We start from the raw sequence: 13,780 nt of genomic DNA, 5'->3' as shown, positions 1-13,780 counted from the left end.
ATTGAGGTAATCAATATGATGGACCGTGTAAGAGCGGTCGCACTCGGTAACAGCCCTGCTGATATTCTTTTAAAGAACGGCAGGGTTGTTGACGTGCTGACCGAAACAATTTATGAAGCTGATGTTGCCATTGCCGATGGCGTTATCGCCGGTGTCGGCAGCTATGACCAGGCAGAAAAAATCATCGACCTGAAGGGAGCATATGTTGCGCCCGGTCTGATTAACGCACATTGCCATGTAGAAAGCTCGATGGCTGTGCCTGAGCATTACTGCGCTGAGGAGCTGCGCTGGGGCGTAACCACGCTGATTACCGACCCGCATGAGATTGCCAACGTAGCGGGAGCAGCAGGCATTCATTATATGCTGGAGGCCGGCGGACAGATGCCGCTGAACTATTATGTGAACCTGCCGAGCTGCGTGCCTGCCACACGCTTTGAGCACAGCGGCTGTGTGATGGATGCGCGCGATATGATTAAGCTTGTCAATGAGCCTGGTGTACTGGGCATGGGCGAGATGATGAACGTGCCCGGAGTTATTTATAATTCCGCTGAGGTACAGAAAAAGCTGGACTTGTTTCAGAGTTTGGGCCGCGTAATCGACGGTCACGCACCTTGTGTGCGTGGCAAGGAGCTGGCTGCCTATGTCGCCAGCGGTATTGATACCGACCATGAAAGCATCAGCTGGGACGAGGCGAAGGAAAAGCTGCGTAACGGTCTGGCTGTGCTGGTGCGCGAGGGCAGTGCTTCGCGTAATCTTACGGCAATTTTGCGCGGCGTTATTGAAGAAGGGATTGACGTCAGCAGTCTGGCCTTCTGTACAGATGATAAGCATCTTGCCGATATCCGCCACGAAGGAACTATTCGTCACTGCGTACAAATGGCGATAGAATTAGGCATGGAGCCTGTGCGTGCTCTGCGTCTGGCAACCATCAACGCTGCGCGTATTTACGGCCTGCACCGCGTGGGTGCCGTTGCTCCCGGCTGGCAGGCGGATCTGGTAGTTTTTGATGACCTGCAAAGCCTGAAACCGCAGGCCGTCTTCCATAAGGGCGTGGATGCGCTCAAGGCTTGCGAAAAGATTACGCCTGTTACGCCAAACGCCAGCCTGCAGGGCAGCGTGAAGCCTGCAGAGTTTGATGTCACAACCTTCTCTTTATCGCATTTTGCAGACGACAGGGAGTATCCTGTTATCACTATGCTTCCCGGTGAAATTTTTACAGAAAAGAGCACGATTATGGGCAAGGATATTGCCGCTGCTCTGGAACAAGGTGATGTGTATCTGATTGCCGTGCTGGAAAGACATCACGGCACCGGCAATGTTGGCCTCGGCCTTTTGCGTGGTTATGGGCTGAAGGATGGCGCGGTAGCGACAACTGTGGCGCACGATTCACACAATCTGATTGTTATCGGCACCTGTCCTGAAGCTATGAATGCTGCCGCTAAGGAGCTGGTACGTGTACAGGGTGGTTATACATTGGTCAAGGGCACCGAGGTTATTGATACACTGCCGCTGAATATCTGCGGCCTGATGAGCAGCGCACCTGCCGAGGAGTTAATCGGCAGTCTTGACAAGATTGCTGCCGAGGCGCATGCACAAGGCGTAACAGATGGTATCGACCCGTTTATCAGCCTGAGCTTTATGGCGCTGCCGGTTATTCCCAAGCTGCGCATTACAGATATGGGTATGTTCGACACGGAAAAATTTGAATTTATAAAATAAAGATATTTGAGGGGAAAGATATGCATAAGCTTGTATCACAATTAGTTGTTTACCGTAATCTGCCGGCAGATAATTTGCTGGAGCCGCTGGCAGATATCTGCGCGAGGTTTGCCGGCGGCAATTATAACCGCGAGAAGCTTACAGCGCAAATCTACGAGCAGATAAATAAGCTGCTTGATATCGGCACTGTTTATGGCTTTGACAAAAATCTTTGGCATAATTATCTGGCCTATTTGCTTGTCAGCTGTGAAAATCCCTTTGCCATTACCTGCGAAAAGGTTGGTGCCTGCGATGGCAGCGTTAATCAGTTTGCCAAGCATGACTTTAAAATCTTTCAGCAGCTGTTTACCTATGATTTCAGCGAGCTGGAGCGTGCGCTGGAGATTAACTGCTTTTCGTTAATCAGCAATTATCAGGCTGTAGTGAAGCAGGAGCGTCGTTACAACAAAAATATCAGCGACAAGGTGCAGGCGCTCAGCACTGCTTTGGAAGGCGCTGCCGATGCTGACGAATTTTTCGCCTGCGTTACTAAGTTCTACCATGATTATGGCGTGGGCAAGCTTGGTCTAAACAAGGCCTTTCGTATAGCGGAGGCGCAGCAGGGCGAGCCGGAGCTGGTGCCGATATCCAATACGGAGCAGATTACCTTTGCTGACCTTATCGGTTATGAGGACCAGAAGCAGCGCTTGCTGGAAAATACGGAGGCTTTTGTAGCAGGCCGCCCGGCAAATAACGTGCTGCTTTTCGGCGACAGTGGTACAGGAAAATCCAGCAGTATTAAGGCGCTGATAAACAAATATTACGATCAGGGCCTGCGGATGATTGAAATCTACAAGCATCAGTTCCGCGACCTGGCGCAGGTGATTGCCAAAATTAAAAACCGCAATTACCGCTTCATTATTTATATGGATGATTTGTCATTCGAGGAATTTGAAATCGAATACAAATATCTGAAGGCTATCATCGAAGGCGGTCTGGAGGTGCGCCCTGATAATATTTTGATTTACGCTACATCTAACCGCAGACATCTGATTAATGAAACGTGGAAGGACCGCAACGATGTAACGCAGGAGGATGGTATCTATAAGTCGGATACGATGCAGGAAAAGCTTTCTCTGGTTAATCGCTTCGGCTGCACGATTTATTATGGACAGCCTACGCAGAAGGAGTACTATAAAATTGTCTGCGAGCTGGCTAAAAAGCAGGGACTGGAGCTTGCTGACGACTTTCTCTGTGCCGAAGCGCGGAAGTGGGAGCTGCATCACGGCGGCATTTCCGGACGTACAGCGCAGCAGTTTATTAATTATCTGCAGGGTGTTGCCGATTTTAGTAAAAAATAGCTTGCGTTTACTTGTAGGATATGTTACACTAATCTAGTGTTAATGCAAGCCGCTTTGTCAAGCAAGGCAGCTTCTAAATTATGAATATAATGTTCTTAGCAAAGAGAGGTGTAAAGAATGAAAGAAAAGATTCATCCGAATTACGGTGAAGTTACTGCTACCTGCGCATGTGGTGCAAGCTTCGTAACTGGTAGCACTAAGAAAGAATTACGCGTGGATGTTTGCTCTAAATGCCATCCATTCTTCACTGGTCAACAACGTAACGTAGCTGCTCGTGGTCGTATCGAGAAGTTCAACAAACGTTACAACAAAGAACAATAATCTATACAATAAGGCAGGGCTTGCACATGCGGGTTCTGCTTTATTTAGTTTTATGGAGTATATCTATGAGCACGAAAAAATTATCTGTAGGCGGACAAGCTGTAATTGAGGGCGTTATGATGCGCGGACCACATAAGGTGGCTGTTGCTGTGCGCCAACCGGACGGAGAAATTGCCGTGGATGTAAATCCTGTCAACAGTATCCGTGATAAATATCCTATTTTGAAAAAACCGCTGCTTCGCGGCGTTATTGCTTTATTTGAATCATTATATGACGGTATTAAGGCCTTGGCCTATTCGGCACAGGTTTCCGGCGAAGAGGATGAACAGCTGACAGGCAAGGAGATGGCGATGACTATTGCTACTTCCGTATTGCTGGCTGTCGGTCTGTTTATCGTTATTCCGACCTGGTCGATGCGTTTTCTGCATGAGCTGACTGAGGATCCGATGATGCTCAACCTGGCTGAGGGCGTGCTGCGTATGGTTATTTTCCTGGCCTATATTGCGGCTATTTCCTCGATGGAGGATATTCAGCGCGTCTTCCAGTATCATGGTGCGGAGCACAAAACTATTTATACCTATGAGGCAGGCTTGCCCCTGCGTGTAGAAAATGTGCGTCCGTTCAGCACGCTGCACCCGCGCTGCGGTACCAACTTTCTGATGATTGTCATGCTGATAAGCATGTTTATTTTTACCTTCCTTGGCTGGCCCAGCCTGCTGGAGCGCATTGCTTCCCGCGTAGTGCTGATGCCGGTAATTGCAGGCGTCAGCTATGAGATAATCCGTTTTGCCGGAGCGCATAACGATAATAAGCTGGTGCATATGGCGATTATGCCGGGACTTTTGCTGCAGAAGCTGACTACACGTCAGCCTGATGACAGCCAGATTGAGGTGGCGATTGCTTCGCTGAAGGCAGTTTTGCCGCCTGAAGAAATTATAGAGTAAAACATTTGAGAGGAGAATTTCTAATGCTCGACAAATTGCAGGCACTAGAAGACAGATATTTAGACTTAGAGGCAAAAATCAGTGACCCCGATGTTATTGCCGACCAGACCAACTGGCTGAAGGCTACCAAAGCGCATGCTAAGCTGGAGCCGATTGTTACCGCTTACCGTGAATACCGCGATATGATTAAGGCTCGCGACGAGGCAGAGGAGCTGCTCGCAGCAGGCGATGATGAAGAGCTGGTTGAAATGGCTAAGGAGGAGCTGAAGGAGCTTAAGCCGCAGATTGAAGAATATGAGGAGAAGCTCACGATTCTTTTGCTGCCTTCCGACCCGAACGATGACAAAAACGTTATCGTGGAAATCCGCGGTGGTGCCGGTGGTGATGAGGCTGCGCTTTTTGCCGGTGTTCTCTTCCGTATGTATCTGCGTTATGCAGAAACCCGTGGTTGGCGTGTTGAGGTTATGGATTCCAACCCGACTGAGCTGGGCGGATTCAAGGAAGTTGTATTCCAGATCAGCGGCGACAGCGTTTACAGCCGTATGAAATTTGAAAGCGGCGTACATCGCGTACAGCGTGTGCCGGAAACCGAATCTCAGGGACGTGTACACACCTCTACCGTTACCGTGGCTGTACTGCCGGAGGCTGAAGAGGTTGACGTAGAGATTAATCCTGCAGACCTGCGTGTAGATACCTACCGTGCAGGCGGTGCCGGCGGCCAGTACGTAAACAAAACCGAATCTGCAGTACGTATTACCCATATTCCGACAGGCATTGTAGCACAGTGTCAGGATGAAAAATCTCAGCTGAAGAACCGTGAAAAATGTATGCGCGTATTGCGTGCGCGTATTCTGGAGCAGGCGCAGGAGGAGCAGCGTGCCGCTACTGCCGAGGACCGCAAGAGCCAGGTAGGCACAGGCGACCGCAGCGAGCGCATCCGTACCTACAACTATCCGCAGGGACGCGTTACCGACCATCGCATCGGTCTGACGCTGCATAAGCTGGACAGCATTGTTAATGGCGACTTGGACGAGCTGCTGGGTGCGCTGATTACTGCTAAGCAAAGCGAACAATTACGGCAGGTGAAATAAAATGGTGAAGCCAGTTTGGACGATTATGGAAATTTTAAACTGGACTAAGCAGCACTTTGAGGCGAAGGGCGTGGAAAATCCACGCCTTGATGCTGAAGTGCTGCTTTGTGCTGTCTTGAAATGTGAACGCATCAAGCTGTATACCGAATTTGACAAGCCTCTCAGTGAGGAGGAGCGCGACAAGATGCGCTCCTATGTAGAGCGCCGCGCTAAGCATGAGCCGCTGGCCTACATTATCGGTGAGCGTGCTTTTATGCGCAACAGCTTTAAGGTTACGCCTGCTACCCTGGTGCCACGCCCGGAAACGGAGCTGCTGGTGGAAAGCTTGGTAAAGGCAGCGCCAATGCTGCGCGCCGATGGCGCTGTCAAGGCGCTGGATATCGGTACAGGCAGCGGTGCAATTATCGTTTCGCTGCTTGATTATCTGCCTGCTGCCGTGGGCGTGGGTGTGGATATCAGCAACGCTGCCCTGGCGGTGGCAAAGGAAAATGCTGCAGCGATTGGCGTAGACAAGCGCGTGGCCTTCCGCCAAAGCGATTTATTCAGCAACGTGCCTGTGGAGAAAAAGTTTGATATCATCGTTTCCAACCCGCCGTATATTCCTGCTGCCGATATTGCGACGCTGGCGCAGGATGTACAGCAGGAGCCGCGCAGTGCGCTTGATGGCGGTGCGGACGGACTTGATTTTTACCGTCGCATCTGTGCCGAGGCGGCAGAGCATCTGGCTGAGGATGGATTGCTGGCGTTTGAAATCGGCATTGACCAAAGCGAGGCGGTACAGAAGCTGTGCTTGGAGCATGGCTTTGCCAAGGTTGCCGTGCGCCAGGACTATGCAGGTATACCGCGCATGGTTTTTGCTTTAAAAGAAAAAGAGGGTGAGGATAAATATGAAAACATCCTACTGGAAATTACAAAAGAACTCTGATAATCAGGAGGTTATGCAGCAGGCAGCGGCATTAATCCGTGCGGGTGAGGTTGTATCGTTCCCGACGGAAACAGTTTACGGCCTGGGTGCGGATGGTCTGAATCCTGAGGCTGTAGGCAAGATTTTTGCTGCTAAGGGCAGACCGAATGATAATCCGCTGATTTTGCATATTGCGCAAAAGGAGGATATTGGGCAGCTGACAACAGGACTGAACGCCAATGCCAAAAAGCTCATGGAGCATTTTTGGCCGGGACCGCTGACGCTGATTGTAAATAAGTCTTCGATTGTGCCTGATGCTGTAAGCGCAGGACTGGAAACTGTCGCTGTACGCTTCCCATCCAATAAATTTGCCCAGGACTTTATCCGTGCCTGCGGTTGTCCGATTGCGGCGCCGTCGGCCAATATTTCCGGACGTCCTAGTCCGACGAATGCTCAGGACGTGCTGGAGGATATGCAGGGCAAAATTGCCGGTATGCTTGATGGCGGCAACTGCGGCATCGGTCTGGAATCCACCGTGGTGGATACAACGAGTGCTGTTCCCACTATCCTGCGACCGGGTGGCATTACCTATGAAATGCTGACGGAGGTTATGGGTGCGGTAGAAATCGACCCGGCGCTGCAGGGTGATAAAAACTTTAAGCCCAAGGCACCGGGAATGAAGTACCGTCATTATGCGCCGAAGGCACCTGTGTACCTGTTTGAAGGCAAAGCTTGCAAATGTTTGCCGCAGGTTATTGCTAAAGCTTTGGCTGAGGGCAAAACCGTGGGCGTGCTTTGCGGACGTGAGCTGGAGAGCGAGCTGGCAGCGCTTGTGGAAAAGCAGCGTTTGCAGCTTTCCTGCTGGGGCGACAGCCGCGAGCAGTTGGCGGCGGATTTATTCTACCTGCTGCGTGATTTTGACCGGACCTGTCCGGACGTCATCCTCGCCGAAGGCGTGGAGGAGGATGGCCTGGGACTGGCAATCATGAACCGTCTGCGTAAGGCTGCGGGCTACCAGATTGTAACGCTGGAAAACGGTAGCCTGCACTTAAAAAATAATGTAAATTTACCGACATTTATGTTACAATAAGGGTTAAAGATAAATTTGGCATTTAAAAGCAGGAGAGGAGAAGATTATTTATGAAAATTGCAATTGCATGCGATCATGGCGGCTTCCATCTGAAGGAGCATATCAAAAAATATTTAGAGGATAAAGGCATCGAGGTTGTTGACCATGGTACCTACAGCGAAGATTCCGTAGATTATCCTGACTATGCTGCTAAGCTGTGCGAGGATATTACCAGCGGTGCCAGCGGTGCGCAAAAGGGCATTCTGATTTGCGGTACCGGCATCGGTATTTCTATCGCTGCTAATAAATGCAAGGGCATTCGTGCTGCTCTGTGCGGTGATGTTTTCTCCGCTAAAATGAGCCGTGAGCATAACAATGCCAACGTTCTCTGCATGGGCGAGCGTGTTCTGGGCGTAGGTCTGGCAGAAATGATTACCGACGCCTGGCTGGAAACCGAATTTGCCGGTGGTCGTCATGAACGCCGTGTAAATAAAATCATGGATTTGGAAGCAAAATAATCGTCTTTGCGTTGCAGCTTAAACGATTCTTGCGTTTCTGAAAATAAACAGAAAAGAAGTAAAGCAACAATGGAAACAAATATGCAAATAGCTAAGGAGCTGGCAGCAGCTGCTGAAGAGCTCATTAGTATAGCAAAGCCTAAAAAGGGACAGATTTTCGTGCTTGGCTGCAGCACCAGCGAAGTACTCGGCAACAAAATCGGCACCGGTGGCAGCAGTGAAACAGCTGTTGCTATGTTCAAGGCGCTGAAGGCTGTGTGCGATGCACACGAGCTTTATCTTGCCGTACAATGCTGCGAGCATCTCAACCGTTCCTTAGTAGTGGAGGCAGCAACAGCTGAACGCTACAATCTTGAGGAGGTTACTGTGCGTCCGGTGGCTCATGCCGGCGGCGCTATGGCAACTGCTGCCTACGAAAATTTTGCTGAACCCGTAGTGGTAGAAAAGATTTCTGCCCATCTTGGTATTGATATTGGCCAGACGCTCATCGGCATGCATCTCAAACGAGTTGCTGTACCTGTACGCCTGCAATATAAAAAAATTGGCGAAGCAGTGCTGACTGCCGCTAAAACTCGTCCGCCGTTGGTTGGGGGACCGCGTGCCCAATATCTGGAAAATCGCCCATAAATTATCATCTGCGTTGTTGTCCCTGCCTCGACGTATAGAAATACGCCGTCGGCAGTGACGCCTAGCATCTGGCACCTTCTGAGCGATTTACAATCGTCCATAGCACCATCTGCGTCGTTATCATTTCCTCGACGTATGAAAAATACGCCGTTGGAATAATACGCAGCATTTGGCATCTTTTGAGCGATTTAAAATCTTCCGTATGGTATAAGGCACCATCTGCGTCTTTTAGTAGAGCAGAATTTTTGAGCGCTTATCCACAACTTGTGGATAAAACTGGTTGATATTTAATGTTTTATTTTTAGGAGGGACTTAAAATGAATCTGGAAAAACTTAGCGTAGTTGATCCTGAGCTGAAAGGTTACATTGATGCGGAGCTGAACCGCCAACGTGACAAAATCGAACTGATTGCATCCGAAAACATTGTTACTCCCGCAGTAATGGAGGCTATGGGCAGTGTACTGACCAACAAGTATGCAGAAGGATATCCCGGTCATCGTTATTATGGCGGCTGTGAATATGTTGATAAGGTTGAAACTTTGGCAATCGAACGTGCCAAAAAATTATTCCATGCTGAATATGCTAACGTACAGGCTCACTGCGGTGCCAGCACCAATATGACCGTGTACTTTGCTTTCCTGAAACCCGGCGACACCATCATGGGTATGGACCTGTCCCAAGGCGGTCATCTGAGCCATGGATCCCCGGTAAATATTTCCGGTACCTATTTTAACGTTGTTCATTATGGCGTTAATCCGGAAACCGAGCTGATTGATTATGAAGCTATGGATAAGCTGGCTAAAGAGCATCATCCGAAGCTGATTGTTGCCGGTGCCAGCGCTTATCCGCGTATTATCGATTTCAAACGCATCGCTGAAATTGCGCATGCTAACGGCGCTTTGCTGCTGGTTGATATGGCACACATCGCCGGTCTGGTTGCAGCAGGCCTGCATCCGTCTCCGGTTCCGTATGCTGATATCGTAACCACTACTACCCACAAAACTCTGCGTGGTCCTCGCGGCGGTCTGATTCTGACCAACAATGAGGAATATGCCAAGAAAATCAACAAGGCTATTTTCCCCGGCATCCAGGGTGGCCCGCTGATGCACGTTATTGCTGCTAAGGCTGTTGCTTTCGGCGAAGCTCTGAAGCCTGAATTCAGAGAGTACGCAGAAAACATTGTTAAGAATGCCAAGGCTTTTGCCGAAGGCCTGAAGGCTGAAGGCTTCCGCCTTGTTTCCGGCGGTACCGACAACCATCTGATTCTGGTTGATGTACGCAATAAAAACCTGACCGGTAAGGAAGCAGAAAAGCTGCTGGATAATATTGGCATTACCTGCAATAAAAACACTATTCCGTTTGATCCTGCCAGCCCGTTTGTAACCAGCGGTATCCGTCTGGGTACTCCGGCTGCTACTACCCGTGGCTTCAAAGAAGAGGACTTCAAAGAGGTTGCGGCTATTATGGGCCTGGTGCTCAATAACCCTGAAGATACTGATAAGCATGCAGAGGCTGCAAAACGCGTTGCTGCACTGTGCGCTAAGTATCCGTTATACACTAATTTATAATTAAGACGACCGATAAAGCTTTATCCGCTTCGTCTTAATAAGAAAAGGAGCGATATATCCAATGCAAATCAATGTAGTAAACCATCCTTTGCTGCAAGCAAAAATGACTATCCTGCGTGACAAGGATACCAAGAGCGTAACCTTCCGCCATATCATCAGTGAGGTTGCAGCGCTGTTGACCTTTGAAACCACCAGAGATTTACCTGTGGAAGAAGTAAAGGTTGCCACTCCGCTGTGTGAAACCACCGGCTGCCGTATTAAAGGCAGTGTCACTGTTGTGCCTATCCTGCGTGCAGGCCTGGGCTTTATGGAGGGCGTACTCAGTGTTATTCCCGAAGCCAATGTTGGTCATATCGGCATGAGCCGTAACGAAGAAACTCTGCTGCCGATGGAGTATTACTGCAAGCTGCCTGCGGATATGGACGCTTATACTATCGTTGTTGACCCGATGCTGGCAACCGGCGGCAGTGCTATTGCTGCTATTGACCAGCTCAAAAAGCGCGGTATGAAGAACCTGCGCTTTATGTGCCTCGTTGCTGCTCCCGAAGGTGTAGAGAAGCTGAATGCTGCACATCCTGATGTGCCTATCTACACTGTTGTGCTTGATGACCATCTCAATGAGCATGGCTACATTGTGCCGGGCTTGGGCGATGCAGGCGACAGAATTTTTGGTACGGTATAAAAAATTATGGAACGCAAAACAAGACCTGGCTGGGATGACTACTTTATGGAGATTGCCAAGGTAGTCAGCAGTCGTTCAACCTGTATGCGCCGCAGTGTGGGCGCAGTGATCGTCAAAAATAAACAGATTGTAGCTACAGGCTATAACGGTACGCCTAAGGATTTGCCTCACTGCGAGGTTACGGGCTGCCTGCGCGAGCAGCTGCATGTGCCTTCCGGGCAGATGCACGAGCTGTGCCGCGGTATTCACGCAGAGCAGAATGCTGTTGTACAGGCTGCCTATCATGGTGTGTCTGTCAACGGCGGTACGCTGTACTGTACGCATCAGCCCTGTGTGGTCTGCACCAAGATTTTGATTAACGCAGGCATTAAGCGCATTGTTTATGCTAATCCTTATCCGGATAAGCTGGCGGAGGATATGATGGCTGCGTCGGGAATTGAAATCTGCGTGCTGAATAAGAAGTAAATATGCTGTAAAAAAGCACTGCTTACATTTCCTTACGGGAGATGCAGAGCAGTGCTTTGATTTTTTATGCTTATTTTACTTTGACATAGGTAACGCCTGCGGCATAGCAGTCAAGCTCGTAGGGCTGGTACATCAGATAAAGATGACCGTCCTCGGTGATGATATAATCCTTGCTTACTTTAAATTTGTCGATGTTATCAATGAACGGCGCTTCGCTGACAGTCTTCAAATCTGCACCGTAAACAGGCAGCTTCTTAGCTTTGATATCCTGCTTCAGCTGCTCGGCGTCCAGCTTTTCCATGAAGCGGGTGTAGGGAATGCGCTTGCCGGTAGCCTTGTCATAAACAATGCCGTGGGTATAATACATACCATGAGCAGCCCTGTCATAATAGTACCAGGTATTGAAGGTGAGGCAGACAAACTGGTCGTTTTCGTAAATAACCTCATAATTGCTGCCGACAGCACGCATATCCGGGTGGCGCAAATCCTTGCGCGATTTATTGACCATTTTTTGGATATCGCGATTCATGCGCTCTGCTGCCTGCGGATTTTCCTGCGTGAAAACAGGATATTTATAGTCAAAGCGGTCGCCCTTGTCAACTTCGGTTTGCTGTGCAGCCGACGCACCTGCTGCTACTGTCATCGCCAAAAATAACGTGAGAAGTGTTTTTTTCATTCGTGTTTACCCCCCTTGTAGGAATTGTATTTGGTACTAATATAGTATAAAATAAAAGGGTATCTGTAAAGATACCTGAGCGGGGGAAGTGTAAAATCTTTGTAGCCTGCGCAGGAAGTATTTGTAAACTTGAGGGGACTTAAAAAATGTTAGGAACAATCGTTAATGTAAGTGCAATTTTAAGCGGCTCTGTAATCGGCAGCTTTCTCAGCAGAGGTGTTAATGAACGCTACAAAACAGCGCTTTTCGACGGCCTTGGTTTGGCAACCGTGGGCCTGGGAGCGAACGCCTTTGTCAGCAATATGCCGAAAACAACCTATCCGGTATTATTCATCGCCAGCATCGCCATCGGTACTGTTATAGGAACGTGGCTGGATATCGACGGACGTTTTCACAAGCTTTTGGCAAGCGCTAAGGGTGGCAGCAAGCTGGCGGAAGGACTTTCAACCGCTATTTTGCTGTTCTGCATTGGCACCCTTTCTATTTTGGGGCCGATTGAAAGCAGGCTTAACGGCAATAATACTTATCTGTATACCAACGCGACGCTTGATTTTGTTTCGTCAATTATTCTTGGCTCGGCCTATGGCATTGGCATTGCAGCGGCGGCCTTGGTGCTGCTGTTGTGGCAGGGGAGCATTTATCTTTTCGCCGGCGTGATTGCTCCTTACATGACACCGGCGCTGATGGGCGAGATTTCTGTTTTGGGCGGCATTTTTCTGATGAGCAGCGGCCTGGGGATTTTGCAGCTGCGCGATTGCAAAACGCTTAACATGTTGCCTGCACTTATCGTGCCGCCGATTTTTTACGCACTGATAGCAGCGATAAAATGATTTTTTAGAGTTCATCAAAAGGATGCAAAGTTCACAGATTATCCATTGACTAATCAGTCAGTTGGCTTTATAATAAATTCATCAGTTAGCCAATCCCTCTAGCTGATACACAATACCCCTTTTCTTTTTTATACATCCTTTCACAACATCAACCCTCTGAAAGCAGCAGTGCCGAACGCATGGCACTGCTGCTTTTTTTACGCTTGCGCAGGAAAAAGCACAGCACAAGCAAAATTGAAAGTATACTTACGATTTTCGGCGAATTTCCGAAAGTATACTTTCAATTTTTCGGGAATTTTCGTAAGTATACTTTAAAACGCGTTAAAAATGACTTTGGCAAGTGTTTTGCTCCAACGCTGGCAGGCTGGTGCAAGGCGCTGCTTTGTCGTTGTAAAGATTCTTACTAGGAATAATTCTTATTCTGTTAAAAATTTTCTGAAAAAGACTCTTGACTAGGTAGTCACCCATGATTATAATATAAGTATGACTTAGGTTAGAGTAAATCGCAAAGAGAGTTACTCAAATCTAAAATTTCACCCCTTGATTATGAAATCCTTGACATAGGCGAAGCTTTGCGTGGTAGAGGAAACAAGGCAACTCTTACCGGACTTGCAGGCGGGGACTTGCGAAGGATTTTGTAATAAATAAAAATCTCTTAAGATAAGAGGAGGAAATTACAATGAAAAAATCCTTAGTACTCGCAATGGCAATGGCTCTTGGTGTAACCGCATCCGCTTACGCTGCTAACCCGTTCTCTGACGTTCCTGCTGGCCACTGGGCTTATGACAGCATCAACAAACTGGCTGCTGCTGGCGTAGTTGAAGGCTATGGCGACACCACTTTCGGTGGCGACAAACTGATGACTCGTTATGAAATGGCTCAAATCGTTGCTAAAGCAATGGCTAAAGGCGCTAACGTTGACAAACTGGCTGCTGAATTCGCTGACGAACTGGATAACCTGGGCGTTCGCGTTGCTAACCTGGAGAAAAAAGCTGACAACGTAAAGATCACCGGTGAACTGCGTTA

At 48.8% G+C, this 13,780-nt stretch carries 15 protein-coding genes; 14 read left to right on the top strand and 1 reads right to left on the bottom strand.

Translation table 11 applies throughout. The features are described 5' to 3' along the window. The first annotated feature begins 15 nt into the window (after nt 1-15). The 12 genes from ade (at nt 16) to Q0G26_RS09060 (ending at nt 11,248) form a co-directional block, all read left to right on the top strand. Nucleotides 16-1,719 carry an adenine deaminase gene (ade, locus tag Q0G26_RS09115; protein ID WP_293830027.1) on the top strand — a complete coding sequence of 568 codons (1,704 nt, stop codon included), beginning with the start codon at nt 16-18 and terminating at the stop codon, nt 1,717-1,719. A gap of 20 nt (nt 1,720-1,739) precedes the next feature. Continuing rightward, nucleotides 1,740-3,059, top strand: coding sequence for an ATP-binding protein (locus Q0G26_RS09110; protein ID WP_293830025.1), 1,320 nt, complete (start codon nt 1,740-1,742; stop codon nt 3,057-3,059). 117 nt (nt 3,060-3,176) lie between these two features. After that, complete coding sequence (gene rpmE / locus Q0G26_RS09105; protein ID WP_021720275.1) at nt 3,177-3,380, top strand: 50S ribosomal protein L31; 204 nt, start codon at nt 3,177-3,179, stop codon at nt 3,378-3,380. 65 nt (nt 3,381-3,445) lie between these two features. Further along, nucleotides 3,446-4,324, top strand: a complete 879-nt coding sequence (locus Q0G26_RS09100; protein ID WP_210683825.1) for a DUF1385 domain-containing protein — start codon at nt 3,446-3,448, stop codon at nt 4,322-4,324. 23 nt (nt 4,325-4,347) lie between these two features. Further along, a complete protein-coding gene (gene prfA / locus Q0G26_RS09095; protein ID WP_293830023.1) occupies nt 4,348-5,415 on the top strand; it encodes a peptide chain release factor 1 in 1,068 nt (355 codons plus the stop codon). Between the two features lies 1 nt (nt 5,416). Then, a complete protein-coding gene (gene prmC, locus Q0G26_RS09090; protein ID WP_293830021.1) occupies nt 5,417-6,340 on the top strand; it encodes a peptide chain release factor N(5)-glutamine methyltransferase in 924 nt (307 codons plus the stop codon). Further along, nucleotides 6,303-7,409 carry an L-threonylcarbamoyladenylate synthase gene (locus tag Q0G26_RS09085; RefSeq protein WP_293830019.1) on the top strand — a complete coding sequence of 369 codons (1,107 nt, stop codon included), beginning with the start codon at nt 6,303-6,305 and terminating at the stop codon, nt 7,407-7,409. The genes prmC and Q0G26_RS09085 overlap by 38 nt, the downstream gene beginning before the upstream one ends. Before the next feature lie 50 nt (nt 7,410-7,459). Beyond that, the gene (gene rpiB / locus Q0G26_RS09080; protein ID WP_293830017.1) at nt 7,460-7,906 is read left to right on the top strand and encodes a ribose 5-phosphate isomerase B; all 447 of its coding nucleotides are present in this window, start codon (nt 7,460-7,462) and stop codon (nt 7,904-7,906) included. A gap of 69 nt (nt 7,907-7,975) precedes the next feature. Next, nucleotides 7,976-8,533 carry a TIGR01440 family protein gene (locus tag Q0G26_RS09075; protein WP_009146083.1) on the top strand — a complete coding sequence of 186 codons (558 nt, stop codon included), beginning with the start codon at nt 7,976-7,978 and terminating at the stop codon, nt 8,531-8,533. A gap of 317 nt (nt 8,534-8,850) precedes the next feature. Beyond that, nucleotides 8,851-10,101 carry a serine hydroxymethyltransferase gene (glyA, locus tag Q0G26_RS09070; RefSeq protein ID WP_293830015.1) on the top strand — a complete coding sequence of 417 codons (1,251 nt, stop codon included), beginning with the start codon at nt 8,851-8,853 and terminating at the stop codon, nt 10,099-10,101. Nucleotides 10,102-10,162: 61 nt separating this feature from the next. Continuing rightward, nucleotides 10,163-10,783 (top strand): uracil phosphoribosyltransferase, encoded by a 621-nt coding sequence (gene upp / locus Q0G26_RS09065; RefSeq protein WP_293830013.1) that lies wholly within the window; start codon nt 10,163-10,165, stop codon nt 10,781-10,783. Between the two features lie 6 nt (nt 10,784-10,789). Further along, the gene (locus Q0G26_RS09060; RefSeq protein ID WP_293830012.1) at nt 10,790-11,248 is read left to right on the top strand and encodes a cytidine/deoxycytidylate deaminase family protein; all 459 of its coding nucleotides are present in this window, start codon (nt 10,790-10,792) and stop codon (nt 11,246-11,248) included. A gap of 70 nt (nt 11,249-11,318) precedes the next feature. Here the strand turns inward: Q0G26_RS09060 and Q0G26_RS09055 are convergent, their stop codons facing one another. Beyond that, the gene (locus Q0G26_RS09055) at nt 11,319-11,924 is read right to left on the bottom strand and encodes a DUF3298 and DUF4163 domain-containing protein (RefSeq protein ID WP_293830011.1); all 606 of its coding nucleotides are present in this window, start codon (nt 11,922-11,924) and stop codon (nt 11,319-11,321) included. Nucleotides 11,925-12,070: 146 nt separating this feature from the next. Between Q0G26_RS09055 and Q0G26_RS09050 the strand changes: the two genes are divergently transcribed. Continuing rightward, on the top strand, nt 12,071-12,754 hold the full coding sequence (locus Q0G26_RS09050; protein ID WP_293830009.1) for a DUF554 domain-containing protein: 684 nt from the start codon (nt 12,071-12,073) through the stop codon (nt 12,752-12,754). Between the two features lie 679 nt (nt 12,755-13,433). Beyond that, on the top strand, nt 13,434-13,780 hold a 347-nt coding region (locus Q0G26_RS09045), incomplete at its 3' end, for an S-layer homology domain-containing protein (protein ID WP_293830008.1).

Origin of the sequence: uncultured Phascolarctobacterium sp., from assembly GCF_934190775.1 — a bacterium.
Taxonomy (GTDB): domain Bacteria; phylum Bacillota; class Negativicutes; order Acidaminococcales; family Acidaminococcaceae; genus Phascolarctobacterium_A.
This window is presented reverse-complemented; position numbering and strand designations above follow the sequence as displayed.